Consider the following 16,060-nt stretch of genomic DNA (forward strand, 5'->3'; position numbering starts at 1 on the left):
GATCTTTTCCGGCAGACGCCTACATACACTACGGATTATGTGCCAAGTGTTCAGGCTGCAAGACGCGCTTGGCGCTCAGATAGGCTTTCTGCCAGTAAGCCTTGGACAAGCTGTCCAGCTTGACCGTGCCGCCCGTGGCCGGGGCGTGGACGAAGCGGCCTTCGCCGACGTAGATCCCGGCGTGGCTGACCTGGGAGCCGCCCTGGGTGGCGAAGAAAATCAGGTCGCCGGTTTGCAGGCCTTCCTTGCCGACACTGGGAGCTTGCATCCCGATCATCTCGCGGGTGGAGCGCGGCAAGGAAATGCCGGCGACATCGCGATACACATAACCGATCAGACCGCTGCAATCGAACCCGGAATCCGGCGTGTTGCCGCCCCAGCGATACGGCGTTCCCACCAGACCCAGCGCACGGAACAGCACGTCTTCTGCCGCAGGAGAAAAGGCTTGGGAAGGACCGAAAACAATCGGAGCGCGAACCACCGGCGCAGGTGGCGGTGTGCGGCTGGCGCAGGCGCTGAGCAGCGCTGCGAAGAACATGAGTGCGAGGCGGGCCGACATCGTCATAAACAGAACATCCTGATCTGGCTGCGGCTTTTTCCACCGAGAAGGCAGAAAAGAAAACCGCCTGCGCAGAACGCAGGCGGTTTGCCATCAATAATAGATCAGGATTCTAGCGGCTACGCGGCAAACTTCAAGTAAGACTTTAACTTCGCCTTACAAACTGTCCGCTTACTTGCGTGCAGTGACGATAGCCGGTGCCGTATTCGGCGCCATCGCGAGTGCGCGCTTGGCTTCGATGAAGGTCTTGCTCCAGTAGCTGTCGCCCAGGCTATCGATCCGGACACCACCGCTTTTGCGGCTGCTGGAGTGGATGAACTGGTTATCACCCAGGTAGATCCCGGCGTGACTGACACGACCGCGACGACCATTGGTGGCGAAGAACAGCAGGTCACCTGGCTTGAGGGCGCTGCGAGCAACCAGAGGAGCATCAACGTTGATCATTTCGCGGGTGGAGCGCGGCAGGTTCATGCCAGCCTCTTCACGAAACAGATAACCGATGAAGCCGCTGCAGTCGAAACCCGCCTCGGAGGTGCCACCGAAACGGTAACGGGTACCGATCAGGGACATGCCACGTTCGAGAATGCTGTCGGCCAGAACCGGAAGCTGGTACGACTTGCCGCCGGCGAAGTCTGCCAGTTCCTTATCGTTGGCAAGCTCTTCCTGGAAAAGAACGGAAGAAGACTGCGCGGTAACTGAATTTGAAACCTGCTGCTGTTGCACTTGCTGAGTCACTGGCGAGTGAGCAGCGCAACCGAATAACAGGGTGACGAGTGCGAGAGGCACGAGGGGTGCGAAGCGATTTAGCATGGGCACGACCGTGGCTGATAGTTATAAAAGAAGCCGCGACTATGCCCGCTATCAACCTCATTTGCAAATTCAATCGATCTTTATGTGACTTCTCGGTTTCACGTTTACATCTAAGCGCCTAAGCCCATTTTGAACCTTTATGCAGCCTGCCACCGTGCGGGAAAGCGGATTCGTTGACGCTGAAAACAGGCCGTAACCCGCGTAAAACCTGAGCTTGATCAGTTTTTTACCAACCAAGGGTTTCTTTCAGGAACGGGATTGTCAGCTTGCGCTGAGCTTGAAGGGAGGCCTGATCGAGACGTTCGAGCAACTCGAAAAGCGCACTCATGCTGCGGGTACCACGGGTCAGGATAAAATGCCCGACTTCATCGGTCAGGTGCAGGCCACGGCGGGATGCGCGCAATTGCAAGGCACGCAATTTGTCTTCGTCAGAGAGTGGACGCATCTGGAAGATGAGTGCCAGCGTCAGCCGTGACTTGAGGTCCGCCAGCTTCACCGGCAGTTCGCGCGGGGATGTCGAGGCGGCGATCAGCAGACGCCGACCGCTGTCGCGCAGACGATTGAACAGATGAAACAGCGCCTCTTCCCAATCTGCCTTGCCGGCGACCGCCTGCAGATCGTCCAGGCAGACCAGCTCATATTGTTCGAGGTTGTCGAGGATTTCGATGCCGCGGTCCAGCAACTCGGCCAACGGCAGGTACACTGCCGGCTCCCCCAGTTGTTCGAAGCGCAGACACGCTGCCTGCAACAAATGCGTGCGCCCTACCCCGTCCTTGCCCCAGAGGTAAATCAGGCTTTCCGTCCAGCCGGCGTCGGCTTCGCAGAGCCGCTCGACATAGCCGAGTGCAGCGGCATTGGCGCCTGGGTAGTAATTGATAAAGGTAGCGTCATCACGCAGACGCACACCTAGGGGCAGCTGAATCGGTTTCATGCGGACTGAACAATTCCAAAGGAACCGTTAGTGGCCTCTGTGTAAAGTTTGCGAAGTTTATACCCGTGAGGCTGACCGCACAATGCGACAGACCACAAGCAAAATCAAAGGTTTGCGTTAACTCACTGGTTTTATGACCGTTTCCTTGGCGGCGCATGTGACAGCCACGCGAGGGATACGGGCAAACCTGGCACGAAACCAGATTGCCCGCTATAAGCGATCAAAAAAACTTACAGTCCGGATTCGTCGACACCGCCATAGATATCCGAATCCTTGTACAAATCATGCACGTGACGCACCAGGACCATGATCACGGCCGCCACCGGCAATGCCAGCAGCACTCCGGTAAAACCAAACAACTCGCCGCCGGCCAGAATGGCGAAGATCACCGCCACCGGGTGTAGACCGATCCGGTCGCCCACCAGCAACGGCGTCAGGACCATGCCTTCCAGCGCCTGGCCGACCATGAACACCGCGACAATACCGATCATGGGATACAAATCGCCACCGAACTGGAACAGACCGGCAATCAATGCCGCCCCAATCCCAATGACAAACCCCATGTACGGCACGATCGCTGCCAACCCGGCAATCAGACCGATCAACAGCCCCAGCTCCAGCCCGACGATCATCAAGCCTGCGGCATAGATCACGCCCAGCGCCAGCATCACCAGCAGCTGCCCGCGCACGAACGCCCCGAGCACTTCATGGCATTCTTCCGCCAGGGACATCACGCGCACTTCACGATCACGCGGCAGCAGGCTGCGGATCTTGGCCATCATCAGGTCCCAGTCGCGCAGCAGATAAAAACTCACCACCGGAATCAGCACCAGATTGGCCAGCCAGCCGATCAGCGCGAGGCCTGAAGCCGTCGCCTGACTCAGCACCACGCCGACCACATCGGTGGTCTGGCCCATGTGCTCGCTGAACGCCGCCTTGAGCTTATCGAACTTCCAGAAGCCGTCCGACAACCCGATCTTCGATTGCGCCCACGGCACGGCGGTGTGCTGCAACCAGTCGAGCATTTGCGGCGCCAGTTCATACAAACGAAACAGCTGCCTGGCGAGCATCGGCACCAACACCAACAGCAACGCGGTGACGATCAATGTGAACAACGCAAACACCGCCACCACGCCCCAGGTCCGTGACAGACCGTACTTTTCCAGACGATCCACCAGCGGGTCGAACAGATAGGCCAGCAACAGCGCCACCAGGAACGGCGTCAGGATCGGGTGCAACAGGTAAACAAACGCGCAAAGCAGGACCACCCCACCGAGCCAGAACCAACGCCGTGTATCGGCCATGTACCACTCCTGCTTCTATATAAAGAAAAACTACCAGCGAAAACGTAACTGCGGCGTCGGTGCCGGGGCTGCGACCGGTGTCGAGCCAGCCGCCACGGGTTGAACAGCCGTCGCGGGGGCCGGCGCCTCACCGGCCGAAATTTCCTGCAACTTGGCCAAAGACAACTGCGCCCGCAGCTGTTCGGCACTGCCATTGACCCGATAAAGCACACGGTCGCCATCGACACTCTGCAGACGTGCGCCAAAAGGCTCCAGCAAACGCCCGAGCGCCGCATAGTGCTCCAGATTCATCCCCTGCACTTCCAGCAGTTGCTCGCTCGATGCGCCCGGCTTAGCGGCAAAACGTGGTGCCAGGCGTTGGCTGACCGCCAGCATCACCGCGTCGGCCAGCGCGGCGGCATCGGCGCCCTGCACGCTACCGGCTTCTTTCTTATCGCCCAACCACAAACGCCACTTGGCTTGCCATTGGCCACCCTCTTCACGGGCATGCACCGCCAGCAGAGCGTCGGCATTGTAACGGTCGGATGCGCCCCGCAGCGGTGCCGGGTCTGCACTTTCCAGATTCGGCGCAGTGGCGACAATCTGCTCGTTCAGGTCCGCCAGCGGCAACCGCAGCGGCAGCCCACGATGTTGCGCCGCTCGAAGCAGTGGCGTGGCACTGGCTTGGCCATCGCCGACCAGGCTCGAACCTTCACTGGAATCGTTCAACCACCAGCCGAGGATCGACGGCCGATTGGCACCCCACACAGCCAACCCGGCACGCCGCAAGGCCTGTTCGGTGGTGGCCGGATCGAAATCGACTTTCAGCACCTCCGGTGGCCCGGCGTCATAGCCGAACTGACTGATGATCTGTTGAGGGTCTTTGCGCACAGCCGCCAGACCAGGGCTTTGCGCCGCCTTGGGGTCGCCGGTCAGGCGCAACACCAACGTATCCAGCGCCCGCTGAGTCGCCTGATCGCGCTCCTCCGGCGTCTGACTACTGACCGGCTCGCGCACTTGATAGAGGCCTTTGACGGTTTCGGCATGGCAGGTCAAGCTGACCACGGATAAACAGCCCACGAACAAGCATTTAAGAAAACGCATGAAAGATTCCTGACGACAAGAGCGGCTGGAACAAACCGCATGAACATGAAGACGATTGAGCTAGGCTGTGACCACACACTCAAGCAAAACATTCACACGATCACATTAAGTTTTCGCACTGTCATAACGATAGACGGTTAGCGTCAATACCTTATACAGCCATGTGGGACGCCACCAATACGCGCAATATCGGTTTTTTTAACGCGATATGCCTCTACCCGTCGGCACGAGGATGGCCGCTGCCCCTCAAGCCTGATAAAATCGCGCGCCTTCGCAGACCGGCAACAGCCGGGCGCCCTGAAATTCGCGGATGGCAATTGCCCTTCGCCTGCTTCAGTGGCCCCACTGGACTCGGTCGTTACCCCTGAATCCCCCCTAAAGGCCTGGATCATGAGCAAGCAACCCTCCCTGAGCTACAAGGACGCCGGTGTAGACATCGACGCCGGTGAAGCATTGGTCGAACGCATCAAGAGCGTCGCCAAGCGCACTGCGCGCCCGGAAGTCATGGGCGGCCTGGGCGGTTTCGGCGCCCTCTGCGAAATCCCGGCCGGTTACAAACAACCGGTGCTGGTATCGGGCACTGACGGCGTCGGCACCAAGCTGCGCCTGGCGCTGAACCTGAACAAGCACGACAGCATCGGCATCGACCTGGTTGCCATGTGCGTGAACGACCTGGTGGTCTGCGGCGCCGAGCCGCTGTTCTTCCTGGACTACTACGCCACCGGCAAACTGAACGTCGAAACCGCGACCCAGGTCGTGACCGGCATCGGCGCTGGCTGTGAACTGTCCGGCTGCTCCCTGGTCGGCGGCGAAACCGCTGAAATGCCTGGCATGTACGAAGGCGAAGACTACGACCTGGCCGGCTTCTGCGTCGGCGTCGTGGAAAAAGCCGAAATCATCGACGGTTCTAAAGTCGCTGCCGGCGATGCCCTGCTCGCCCTGCCGTCTTCCGGCCCGCACTCCAACGGCTACTCGCTGATCCGCAAGATCATCGAAGTGTCCGGTGCAGACATCGAAAACATCCAGCTCGACGGCAAGCCGCTGACCGATCTGCTGATGGCCCCGACCCGCATCTACGTGAAGCCGCTGCTCAAGCTGATCAAAGAAACGGGCGCCGTCAAAGCCATGGCCCACATCACTGGTGGCGGCCTGCTGGACAACATCCCGCGCGTGCTGCCAAAAGGCGCTCAAGCGGTGGTTGACGTCGCGAGCTGGACCCGCCCTGCGGTGTTCGATTGGCTGCAAGAGAAAGGCAACGTCGACGAAAACGAAATGCACCGCGTGCTGAACTGCGGCGTCGGCATGGTCATCTGCGTTGCTCAAGAGCACGTTGAAACCGCACTGAACGTACTGCGTGAAGCTGGCGAGCAGCCTTGGGTCATCGGCCAGATCGCCACCGCCGCCGAAGGCGCGGCTCAGGTCGACCTGAAGAACCTTAAGGCTCATTAATGTCCGTAACCTGTGATGTGGTGGTGCTGCTGTCCGGCACCGGCAGTAACTTGCAGGCCTTGATCGACAGCACGCGGACCGGCGACAGCCCGGCCCGCATCGCTGCGGTGATCTCCAACCGCGCCGACGCCTACGGCCTGCAACGCGCCAGGGACGCGGGTATCGACACCCGCACCCTGGATCACAAGGCTTTCGAAGGTCGCGAGGCCTTCGATGCCGCGCTGATCGAACTGATCGACGCCTTCAACCCCAAACTCGTGGTACTGGCCGGCTTCATGCGCATTCTCAGCGCTGACTTCGTGCGCCACTATCAGGGTCGCCTGCTCAATATCCATCCCTCGCTGCTGCCCAAACACAAAGGGTTACACACCCATCAGCGCGCGCTGGAGGCCGGCGACGCTGAACACGGCTGTTCCGTGCACTTCGTCACCGAGGAACTCGATGGCGGACCACTGGTCGTACAGGCAGTAATACCGGTAGAGTTGCACGATTCGCCGCAGAGTCTGGCGCAGCGAGTCCACACCCAGGAACACCTGATCTACCCGATGGCCGTACGCTGGTTTGCCGAAGGCCGTTTATCACTCGGTGAACAAGGTGCTTTACTGGACGGACAGTTACTCGCGGCCAGCGGCCACTTGATTCTAACCTAGGAGATTTTATGCGTCGCGCCCTGCTCTTCGCTTGCGCTCTGCTCGCCCTGCCATTTGCGCAGGCCGCAGACCTTCAACCCTTCTCCGCCAGCTACACCGCCGACTGGAAACAGCTGCCCATGAGCGGCACCGCCGAGCGCAGCCTGACCAAGGGAACCAATGGCGTCTGGAAGCTCAGCTTCAAGGCGTCGATGATGATTGCCAGCCTGACCGAAGAAAGCACCCTGACGCTGGACAAGGACACGCTGCTGCCACAGTCCTACCACTTCGAGCGCGGCGGCCTGGGCAAAGCCAAGAAAGCTGATCTGGACTTTGACTGGACCACCAAAATGGTCACCGGTACTGATCGAGGTGATGCCGTCAAGCTTCCACTCAATCGCGGCATGGTCGACAAGTCCACCTATCAACTGGCACTGCAGCATGACGTAGCCGCCGGCAAGAAAAGCATGAGCTATCAAGTCGTCGATGACGGCGAAGTCGATACCTATGACTTCCGCGTGCTGGGTTCAGAGAAAGTCGACACCAAGGCCGGCCAGATCGATGCGATCAAGGTCGAACGCGTACGCGATCCGACTCAAAGCAAGCGCATCACCGTGCTGTGGTTCGCCAAGGATTGGGATTACTTGCTGGTCCGTCTGCAACAGGTTGAAACCGACGGCAAGGAGTACAACATCATGCTCCTCGACGGTACGGTCAACGGCAAGACGGTCAAAGGCAGCTGATCCGCAACAAAATGAAAGCCCCGCAAACGCGGGGCTTTTTTTCGTCTGGCATTGGGTTGGATTAGAGCGATCAGCGCACGGTAAAGCGTTGTTGAGCCAGCAGACGGTCGCCCTGGAACACCATGAAACGCCATTCACCGGGAACAACTTCATGACTTTCGGTGAACTCGAAGGCCATCAGGTCCTGCGGAGCACCAGGTACCAGTTTCTGAGTGACTTCCAGCTTGTCGTGACGCACGCCATCCGGAGTACGAATGCCCGGCGTGAAATAGAGCAACGTCAGCGGCTGGTCTTCGGCGACCTTGCCGGCCAACTGGTAGCGCATACCGAATTTGGCGCCCAATTTGGCGGGGACGATTTCGGTTTGCTGGATCTGTTCATTGCTGCGACGCAAAACCCGCTCGCCCGATTGCAGTTCGGCTTTCTGACCAGCGAACACGCCGTACTCCACCGGGCCTTCGACGCGGACTTCTGCACTGGCCAGAGCACTGACGAACATTATTGTGGCCAGGGTGACTAAGCGGGTGAGGTGCATGGTGCGCTCCTTGATTGAGATGAGCGCGAGGGTATGACGCAGGGATGACAGGTTAATGACAGATTGGCGGAGCACATCAAAAGATCGCAGCCTTCGGCAACTCCTACAGGAATGCTCTATAACTTCAGGGTCTTTTTTTGATCGAATGACTTTTCCTATTGCCCGCGAGGTTTCCCATGACTGTCACCGTCAACACTGTCTCTGCCGAAGGTTTTCGTCACAGCGTCCAGATCGATGACCACGAACTCTTTGCAGATGTGTCGAAAACCTCCGGCGGCGAAGGCACCGCGCCTGAACCACACGACTACTTCGATGCAGCCCTCGGCGCCTGCAAGGCCCTGACGCTGAAAATGTATGCGAAGAAAAAGAACATCCCGTTAACGGGCGTCGAGGTTGAGGTCAAGCGCGACAACAGTGAAGAGCAGAAAGGCAAATACGCCCTGCACGTCGAACTCACGCTCAAAGGCGTACTTACCGACGCACAGCGCGACGAGCTGCACCGCGTGGCCGACCGCTGCCCGGTCCACAAACTGATGACCCTCTCTGAAGTCAGCATCGAAACCCATCTGTCCGAAGGTGCCTTCAGCCAATAGCGGCAAGGGCTGCGCAAGCGGGTTATGCTCCCTGCGTCACCCGCTCAGCCTGGAATGCACCATGAACACGCCACTCGTGATCCGCCCTCGCGCCGAAGATGTCGAAGGCCAGCCGATTCTTCGCCCGTTGCCGTCAGCCAAATGCCGCAACGTCGGGCCTTTCGTGTTTTTCGACCACATGCTCGAAACCCGTTACCCGGCGGGCAAAGGCATGAATATCCGTCAGCATCCGCACATTGGCCTGTCCACCCTCACCTACCTGTTTGAAGGGCAAATCCAGCACAAGGACAGCCTCGGTTCCGATCAGGTGGTGAATGCTGGCGATGTCAGTTGGATGACCGCCGGCAGCGCGATTGCCCACGTCGAACGCACACCCGAAGCATTGAAGGACAGCGGCTTTACCCTGCACGGCTTGCAGATCTGGCTGGCTTCGCCCAAGGATCATGAACACGGCCCAGGGCATTACAGCCACCATCCGGCTGCCACGCTACCTGCCAGCGATATGCTTGGCGTGAAGATACGCATGATCGCCGGATCAGGCTTTTGCCTAGAATCGCCGGTCCCAGTGCTTTCTCCTACGCTGTACGCCGAATTGAACCTGCAAACGGCGACCACATTGCTGATTCCCACCGAGCATGCAGAACGGGCACTGTATGTGCTGAGCGGTGAGGTGCAACTGGATGGCGAGCTGCTGGAACCGCACTCGCTGGTGGTGTTGCCGGTCGGGGAAGAGATGACACTGTTCGCCGAGAGCGACTGTCATGCCGTGCTGTTTGGCGGCGCGCCGCTGGATGGGCCACGACGGATCAACTGGAATTTCGTGGCCAGCGATCCGGCATTGATCGATGAAGCACGTCGGCGCTGGGCGGCCGGGGATTGGCCGACAGTGCCGGGGGAAAGCGAGCGGATTGAGCTGCCGAAACACCGAAGCCCGCCAACTCCCTTGTGATTGATCGACTGATCGTTCCCATGCGCAGCAAAGGGATGCAGCCCGTGACGCTCCGCGTCACTGGACGCGGAGCGTCCCTAGAGGCATTCCCACGCAGAGCGTGGGAACGATCAAAAAACCCGCCGAAGCGGGTTTTTTTTTACAACACAGTTAAACCGACAGTTCAACCAACAGCTTGTTCAGACGGCGCACATAAGCGGCCGGGTCTTTCAAGCTGTCGCCGGCCGCCAGGGCTGCCTGATCGAACAGAATGTGCGACAGGTCGCCGAAGCGCTCGTCGCTCTGCTCGTTGTCGAGTTTCTCGATCAGCGGGTGAGCCGGGTTGAATTCGAAGATCGGCTTGGAATCCGGAACCTTCTGACCGCTGGCTTCCAGGATCTGACGCATTTGCAGGCCCAAGTCCTGCTCGCCGATGGCGAGGATCGCCGGGGAATCGGTCAGGCGGTGGGAAACCCGCACTTCAGCAACGGACTCACCCAAAGCAGTTTTGAGACGCTCAACCAGACCTTCTTTGGACTTGGCGACTTCTTCCGCGGCTTTCTTGTCTTCTTCCGAATCCAGGTTGCCGAGGTCCAGGTCACCGCGTGCCACGTCGACAAAGCTCTTGCCGTCGAAGTCGCTGAGGTAGCTCATCAACCACTCGTCGATGCGGTCGGTCAACAGCAGCACTTCGATGCCTTTCTTGCGGAAGACTTCCAGGTGCGGGCTGTTTTTGACTTGCGCGTAGGTTTCGCCAGTCAGGTAGTAAATCTTGTCCTGACCTTCCTTGGCGCGCGCCAGGTAGTCGGCCAGACCCACAACCTGCTCGCCGTCATCGCCCTGAGTGGACGCAAAACGCAGCAGGCCAGCAATTTTTTCTTTGTTGGCGAAGTCTTCTGCCGGGCCTTCTTTCATGACCTGACCGAAGTTCTTCCAGAAGCCTTTGTATTGCTCAGGCTCGTTCTTCGCCAGTTTTTCCAGCATGTCCAGAACGCGCTTGGTCAGCGCCGATTTCATGGAATCGATGATCGGGTCTTTCTGCAAGATTTCCCGCGACACGTTCAGCGACAGGTCGTTGGAGTCGACTACGCCTTTGATGAAGCGCAGGTACAGCGGCAGGAAGGACTCGGCCTGATCCATGACGAACACACGCTGCACGTACAGCTTCAGGCCTTTCGGCGCTTCACGCTGGTACAGGTCGAACGGAGCACGGGTCGGCACATAAAGCAGCGAGGTGTACTCGAGCTTGCCTTCGACCTTGTTGTGACTCCAGCTCAGCGGGTTTTCGAAATCGTGAGCGACGTGTTTGTAGAACTCCTGGTATTCCTCGTCTTTTACTTCAGTGCGAGGACGAGTCCACAGGGCGCTGGCGCGGTTGACGGTTTCCCATTCAACGGCAGGCTTGTCTTCGCCTTCAACGGCTGCCACTTCTTTCGGCAACTCGATCGGCAAGGCGATGTGGTCGGAGTACTTCTTGATGATGTTGCGCAGACGCCAGCCATCGGCGAATTCGTCTTCAGCGGACTTCAGGTGCAGGACAATGCGGGTACCACGGTCGGCTTTCTCGACAGTAGAAATTTCGAACTCGCCTTCGCCCTTGGACGACCAGTGCACGCCTTCACTGGCTGCGAGGCCGGCACGGCGGCTGAATACGTCAACTTTATCGGCGACGATGAACGCCGAGTAAAAACCAACACCGAATTGACCGATCAGGTGCGAGTCTTTTTTCTGATCGCCAGACAAGTGTTTCATGAAATCGGCAGTGCCGGACTTGGCGATGGTGCCCAGATGGGTCACCGCGTCGTCACGGCTCATGCCGATGCCGTTGTCTTCGAGGGTGACGGTTTTAGCCTCTTTGTCGAAGCTCACACGGATTTTCAGTTCAGCGCCGCCTTCCAGCAATTCAGGCTTGGCGAGGGCTTCAAAGCGTAATTTGTCGACAGCGTCAGAGGCGTTCGAGATCAATTCGCGAAGGAAAATTTCCTTGTTGGAATACAGCGAATGGATCATGAGGTGCAGCAGTTGCTTCACCTCGGTCTGGAAGCCCAGGGTTTCCTTTTGAGTTTCCACACTCATGGTCATCAAACTCCAATCAGATGGCAATGGCCGAGACCGTGAGGGTCTACGGCGGGTTGTCATCAGAGTTGGGGGCTGAGATCAGAATTTCAAGGGCTCTTCGATTTTGAAATGAGCCCGGGCCGTGGCAATAGGCTCAGCTTCACTACGTTGCCAGGCGATAATCGCCACATTGGCCACCCGACGCCCCTGTCGGCATACCTGGCATTTGGCCCAGGTATCGCGAAACTGGCCCGCGCGCAGGTAGTCGAGGGAAAAGTCGATAATCTTCGGCACGCCGGGCGAGCCGGTGAAAATCAACAGGTGCAGTGCCGCCGAGAGCTCCATGAACCCGGCAATGACCCCGCCATGAATCGCCGGCAATAAAGGATTACCAATGTTGTCCCTGTTGGCCGGCAGACGAAACAGCAGTTCATCCCCAACACGCGAGCATTCAACACCGATCAGCCTGGCGTAGGGAATCAGGTCCAGCAGCGAGGCATAGTCCCCCTGCGCATGAGCCTGTTGAAGTTGTTCCTTGAATGTGTCGGTCATTTCGCACCTCCGGCAATGGCACCCGCGAAACCTTTGGTCCCTTTGATGCCCTTGCCCATGCGCATAAACGTGCCCACCACATGGGCGATGGGCTGTTCGGGGTCGTCCTGATAGGCAAAACCGCGCGCGAAGATCACGTCCGTGGTCACCCGGTAGCATTGGGCGAAGCCGTACACGTCCTTGTGCGGCTCGGCGGCGTGCATATAGTCGACGCGCAAGTCGAGCGTCGGACAGACTTCAAACTCAGGCAGCACGCAGAGAGTGGCCATGCCGCAAGCGGTGTCCATCAGCGAGGTCAGGGCACCGCCATGAATCACCCCGGTTTGCGGGTTGCCGACGATTTGTAGGCTGTACGGCAAAATCACCGTCAGCCCTTCGCTACAGGCGTTGTGAACGCGCATGCCGAGTACCTGACAATGGCGCAATGCCGACAGGAATCGAGTCGCACGCTCAAAAACGGGGTTTTCGGTCATTGGATAAAACGCTTCTTAGTGTCTGGGCAAAATAGCGAGCCCGAGAGTAAAAGTTCCGCAGCAAAACAAACTTATATATCTGTGCAATTTGAGGAACTTAACCCTCATCGCTGTGCTCGAAAGGCCAGTAGATATTTTCCATAAGGAGAAACACCCCATGCGTAAGACTTTAGCTATTGCCTTGATGTTGACCGCTACCCTCGGTCTCGCTGCCTGCGATAAAAAATCCGAGGACAAAGCTCAAGATGCCACCAAACATGCTGAACAAGCTCAGGAAAAAATGAGCGAAGCTCAGGATAAAGTGAATGAGGCAGCAAAAGAAAACGCCGAAGCTGCCAAAGCTCAGGCCGAATCGAACGAAGCAGCGGTAAAAGAAGCCGCTCCAGCGCCGGTTCCAGCGCCAGAAGCCCCTAAAAACTAAAAACGTTTTTAGTGTGATAAAAGAAAACCCGCCCAGTGCGGGTTTTCTTTTTATTGGCAATAAGTATTAGAGCAAAACTGTTCTAAAAGTCGGACTAATCATCAGCAACAACGAACACACTAAACCCACAAACCACACCAGACTGCGCTGCCAGGCCAGATCTGCCCAATAGCACAGCAAGTAAATGACGCGCGTGATCACGAAGATGATTGCCAGCGCATCGATCAGCCATCCCGCCGTCTGCGTGGTGTGCGCCATCAACACCCCTACCGCAAACAATATGAACGCCTCGAAACTGTTCTGATGGGCCGCCAATGCGCGGGCGCCGAAACCGGTTAGTTGGGCCTGTTGCTGACGCGGCAGGTGATTGTCGTAACCGCCCTGCTCGTTCATGGCTTTGGCCACCGGAATCTTTGCCACGTAAATCAACAATGCGCTGATCAACACACACCAAAACGGAATACTCATCAAGCAGCCTCCTTGTTTGCTTCAGGCAATGGCGCCTCTGTAGGTGTATAGACCATCACATCCAGAACGTCGGAGTGAAACTCACGGCGATACAACACAAACACGACGCCGGCACTCATCAACATGAACAACCAGGGGCTGACGAACCAGGCCAGCATGGTCATGCCAAAGTAATAGGAACGCAGACCGAAGTTGAACTGGTTGGCCGCCATGGAGATGACACGCGCCGCCCGGGAAGCGAAGGCTTTACGCTCTTGCTCGGACACATGGCGCTCGCCGATCATCGGTGCCGAGCCCACGAGAATCGCCGCAAAATTGTACTGACGCATGCACCAACTGAACGTAAAGAACGCATAGACAAACACCAGCGCCAGGCATAACAACTTGATTTCCGACATGCCCTGGGAAGCCTGTTGCACCATCGGGATGTCCGCCAGCAACGACACGGCTCTGTCGGAAGCCCCCAATACCGTGAGAATACCGGCCAGGATAATCAACGTGCTGGACGCGAAGAACGAGGCGTTACGCTCCAGGTTGCCAATCACGCTGGCGTCGGCAATGCGGTTGTCGCGCAACAGCATGCGACGCATCCAGTCTTCACGGTACAGGTGCAGCACGCTGGCCAGGCACGCGGTGTCGCGGCCCTTCCATGTCGCATAGCGGGTGTAACCGCCCCAACAGATGACAAACCAGAGCGCGGCAAGGATGTGGATCAGGTTGGTGTGGATGAATGACATGCAGACCCTTGAGAGACATTGATTAAATATGTAGGAGCGAGGCTTGCCCGCGCTCCTACAGATACTCTTCGACGTTAGCGCAAGGAAAAAGACACCGCATCACGCGCATAAAAAAATGCCCCGTATCGCTTGATACGGGGCATTTCTATTTTTTGCCAGGAAGCAGCTCAAGACCCGCCTGTGGCGGGCCGTAAGTGTTAAGCCAGCGCTTCTTCGCGCTTGCCCAACAGACGGTCGCAAACCACCGCAACTACCAGCGTCATGACCGACGGCACCAGCCACGCCAGCCCCTGCTCGCTCAACGGCAGGTGAGCCAGTTGAGTCGGCATCCAGTCGGCCAGACCGGCGCCTTTGAGGGCATCGATCAAGCCGAAGATGAACGACATCAACATGACCGGACCGACGATGCGGCCCTGCTCATGCCAGAAGTCCTTGCAGAAACTGAGAGCGACCAGGGCGATGCACGGCGGGTAAATGGCGGTGAGTACCGGAATCGAGAACGCGATCAGCTTGGTGAGGCCCAAATTGGACACCAGCAGGGAGAACGCCGCCAGGATGATCACCAGGGTCTTGTAGGACAGCGGCAGCACGCGACTGAAGTATTCGGCGCAGGCGCACGTCAGACCGACCGCTGTCACCAGGCAGGCCAGAGAGATCAGCACCGCAAGGAAACCACTGCCCAGGCTGCCGAAGGTGTGTTGCACATAGGCATGCAGCACAGCGGCGCCGTTGGTCGCGCCCACTGCCACTTCATGGCTGCCCGAACCCAGGCGGAACAGGCTGACGTAGACCAGCGCCAGGCCCACCCCGGCAATCAGCCCGGCGATGATCGCGTAGCGGGTGATCAAGGCTGGCGACTCGACGCCCCGGGAACGGATCGCGTTGACGATGACAATGCCGAACACCAATGCGCCCAGGGTATCCATGGTCAGGTAACCATTGATGAACCCTTGAGAGAACGGTGCTGCGACATATTCAGGGGTAGCAACGCCGATATCCCCGGCTGGCAATGCGAATGCCGCGATGCCGAGAACGGCCAGAGCGATGATCTTCAGCGGTGCAAGGAAACGTCCTACGGTGTCCAGCAGACGGCCCGGATAGAGCGAGATGAAGAACACCAGCAGGAAGTACACCGAACTATAGAGAAACAGCGCCAGCGGGCTCTCGCCGGTCAGCGGCGCCAAGCCCACTTCAAACGATACGGTCGCGGTGCGCGGCGTCGCGAACAACGGGCCAACAGCGAGGTAGCACGCGGCTGCCAGCAGGCCACCGGCGACTTTACCGATCGGGCTGCTCAAGGCATCCATTGCACCACCGACCTTGGCCAGGGCGACAACGGTGATCACCGGCAGACCGACCGCGGTGATCAGAAAACCCAGCGCCGCCATCCAGACATTAGGCCCGGACTGCAAACCGACGATAGGCGGGAAGATGATATTGCCAGCCCCGACGAACAGGGCAAACGTCATAAAACCCAGTGCCAGGATGTCCTGGCCTTTCAACACTTTCATTAAGGAAATACCACACTACTGAATCGGAATTTAGAGAGGGATTTCCCTTATGGGTGAGGGAAATGCTGTCGGCCCGTATAGGACTGACCCGTTTAGCGCGCAGCGTCCTTGTGGGCAGCAAACGCAAAATGGCTGCTAGCCTAACGAATTTGCACGACAAACGCACTGTTACAGTGCGATCTATCCGATACGCGACACTTCAATGTCGCCTTTACATATCTAAATTTCCTGCCTCGACGCAGATCGTTCCCACGCCCTACGCGGGAATGTATCCAT

The 16,060-nt window shown here is 58.1% G+C and carries 18 protein-coding genes; 6 read left to right on the forward strand and 12 right to left on the reverse strand.

The window, feature by feature from the left end; genetic code table 11:
- Positions 1-28: 28 nt before the first annotated feature.
- From LOY56_RS18275 to LOY56_RS18295, 5 genes are all read right to left on the reverse strand, one after another.
- The gene (locus LOY56_RS18275; RefSeq protein WP_258616235.1) at positions 29-565 is read right to left on the reverse strand and encodes a C40 family peptidase; all 537 of its coding nucleotides are present in this window, start codon (positions 563-565) and stop codon (positions 29-31) included.
- A gap of 165 nt (positions 566-730) precedes the next feature.
- Positions 731-1,369, reverse strand: a complete 639-nt coding sequence (locus tag LOY56_RS18280) for a C40 family peptidase (RefSeq protein ID WP_258616237.1) — start codon at positions 1,367-1,369, stop codon at positions 731-733.
- A 226-nt stretch (positions 1,370-1,595) separates the two neighbouring features.
- Complete coding sequence (gene hda, locus LOY56_RS18285) at positions 1,596-2,300, reverse strand: DnaA regulatory inactivator Hda (RefSeq protein ID WP_007898944.1); 705 nt, start codon at positions 2,298-2,300, stop codon at positions 1,596-1,598.
- A 230-nt stretch (positions 2,301-2,530) separates the two neighbouring features.
- A complete protein-coding gene (locus LOY56_RS18290) occupies positions 2,531-3,604 on the reverse strand; it encodes an AI-2E family transporter (RefSeq protein ID WP_258616241.1) in 1,074 nt (357 codons plus the stop codon).
- A gap of 30 nt (positions 3,605-3,634) precedes the next feature.
- Positions 3,635-4,687, reverse strand: coding sequence for a DUF2066 domain-containing protein (locus tag LOY56_RS18295; protein ID WP_258616244.1), 1,053 nt, complete (start codon positions 4,685-4,687; stop codon positions 3,635-3,637).
- Positions 4,688-5,077: 390 nt separating this feature from the next.
- Between LOY56_RS18295 and purM the strand changes: the two genes are divergently transcribed.
- The 3 genes from purM to LOY56_RS18310 are packed head-to-tail and all read left to right on the forward strand — an operon-like array spanning position 5,078 to position 7,508.
- Entirely contained in the window at positions 5,078-6,136 is a 1,059-nt protein-coding gene (gene purM / locus LOY56_RS18300; RefSeq protein ID WP_258616246.1) for a phosphoribosylformylglycinamidine cyclo-ligase, read from the forward strand.
- Positions 6,136-6,786 carry a phosphoribosylglycinamide formyltransferase gene (purN, locus tag LOY56_RS18305; protein WP_258616247.1) on the forward strand — a complete coding sequence of 217 codons (651 nt, stop codon included), beginning with the start codon at positions 6,136-6,138 and terminating at the stop codon, positions 6,784-6,786. Before purM ends, purN begins: the two co-directional genes overlap by 1 nt.
- Positions 6,787-6,794: 8 nt before the next feature.
- Complete coding sequence (locus LOY56_RS18310) at positions 6,795-7,508, forward strand: DUF3108 domain-containing protein (RefSeq protein ID WP_258616249.1); 714 nt, start codon at positions 6,795-6,797, stop codon at positions 7,506-7,508.
- 70 nt (positions 7,509-7,578) lie between these two features.
- Here LOY56_RS18310 and LOY56_RS18315 read toward each other — a convergent pair whose 3' ends face one another.
- Positions 7,579-8,043 carry a DUF3859 domain-containing protein gene (locus tag LOY56_RS18315; protein WP_258616251.1) on the reverse strand — a complete coding sequence of 155 codons (465 nt, stop codon included), beginning with the start codon at positions 8,041-8,043 and terminating at the stop codon, positions 7,579-7,581.
- 176 nt (positions 8,044-8,219) lie between these two features.
- Between LOY56_RS18315 and LOY56_RS18320 the strand changes: the two genes are divergently transcribed.
- Positions 8,220-8,636, forward strand: coding sequence for an OsmC family protein (locus LOY56_RS18320; RefSeq protein WP_258616252.1), 417 nt, complete (start codon positions 8,220-8,222; stop codon positions 8,634-8,636).
- Positions 8,637-8,697: 61 nt separating this feature from the next.
- Positions 8,698-9,585, forward strand: coding sequence for a pirin family protein (locus LOY56_RS18325; RefSeq protein ID WP_258616255.1), 888 nt, complete (start codon positions 8,698-8,700; stop codon positions 9,583-9,585).
- A gap of 150 nt (positions 9,586-9,735) precedes the next feature.
- Here LOY56_RS18325 and htpG read toward each other — a convergent pair whose 3' ends face one another.
- The 3 genes from htpG to LOY56_RS18340 form a co-directional block, all read right to left on the reverse strand.
- Positions 9,736-11,640, reverse strand: a complete 1,905-nt coding sequence (gene htpG, locus LOY56_RS18330) for a molecular chaperone HtpG (protein ID WP_258616257.1) — start codon at positions 11,638-11,640, stop codon at positions 9,736-9,738.
- Between the two features lie 81 nt (positions 11,641-11,721).
- Positions 11,722-12,174: a PaaI family thioesterase gene (locus LOY56_RS18335; RefSeq protein ID WP_258616260.1), complete on the reverse strand. Its 453-nt coding sequence runs from the start codon at positions 12,172-12,174 to the stop codon at positions 11,722-11,724.
- Positions 12,171-12,647: a PaaI family thioesterase gene (locus tag LOY56_RS18340; protein WP_258616268.1), complete on the reverse strand. Its 477-nt coding sequence runs from the start codon at positions 12,645-12,647 to the stop codon at positions 12,171-12,173. Before LOY56_RS18340 ends, LOY56_RS18335 begins: the two co-directional genes overlap by 4 nt.
- A 157-nt stretch (positions 12,648-12,804) precedes the next feature.
- Here LOY56_RS18340 and LOY56_RS18345 point away from each other — a divergent pair, with 157 nt between their 5' ends.
- Positions 12,805-13,068, forward strand: coding sequence for a hypothetical protein (locus LOY56_RS18345; RefSeq protein ID WP_258616271.1), 264 nt, complete (start codon positions 12,805-12,807; stop codon positions 13,066-13,068).
- A 66-nt stretch (positions 13,069-13,134) separates the two neighbouring features.
- On the opposite strand, the gene LOY56_RS18350 is transcribed toward LOY56_RS18345, so the two are convergent.
- The 3 genes from LOY56_RS18350 to brnQ form a co-directional block, all read right to left on the reverse strand.
- Positions 13,135-13,536 (reverse strand): MAPEG family protein, encoded by a 402-nt coding sequence (locus LOY56_RS18350; protein ID WP_258616279.1) that lies wholly within the window; start codon positions 13,534-13,536, stop codon positions 13,135-13,137.
- On the reverse strand, positions 13,536-14,273 hold the full coding sequence (locus LOY56_RS18355; RefSeq protein WP_258616282.1) for a DUF599 domain-containing protein: 738 nt from the start codon (positions 14,271-14,273) through the stop codon (positions 13,536-13,538). The genes LOY56_RS18350 and LOY56_RS18355 overlap by 1 nt, the downstream gene beginning before the upstream one ends.
- Positions 14,274-14,470: 197 nt before the next feature.
- A complete protein-coding gene (brnQ, locus tag LOY56_RS18360) occupies positions 14,471-15,784 on the reverse strand; it encodes a branched-chain amino acid transport system II carrier protein (protein ID WP_258616285.1) in 1,314 nt (437 codons plus the stop codon).
- Positions 15,785-16,060: the final 276 nt, after the last annotated feature.

Origin of the sequence: Pseudomonas sp. B21-048 (genome assembly GCF_024748615.1) — a bacterium.
Taxonomy (GTDB): domain Bacteria; phylum Pseudomonadota; class Gammaproteobacteria; order Pseudomonadales; family Pseudomonadaceae; genus Aquipseudomonas.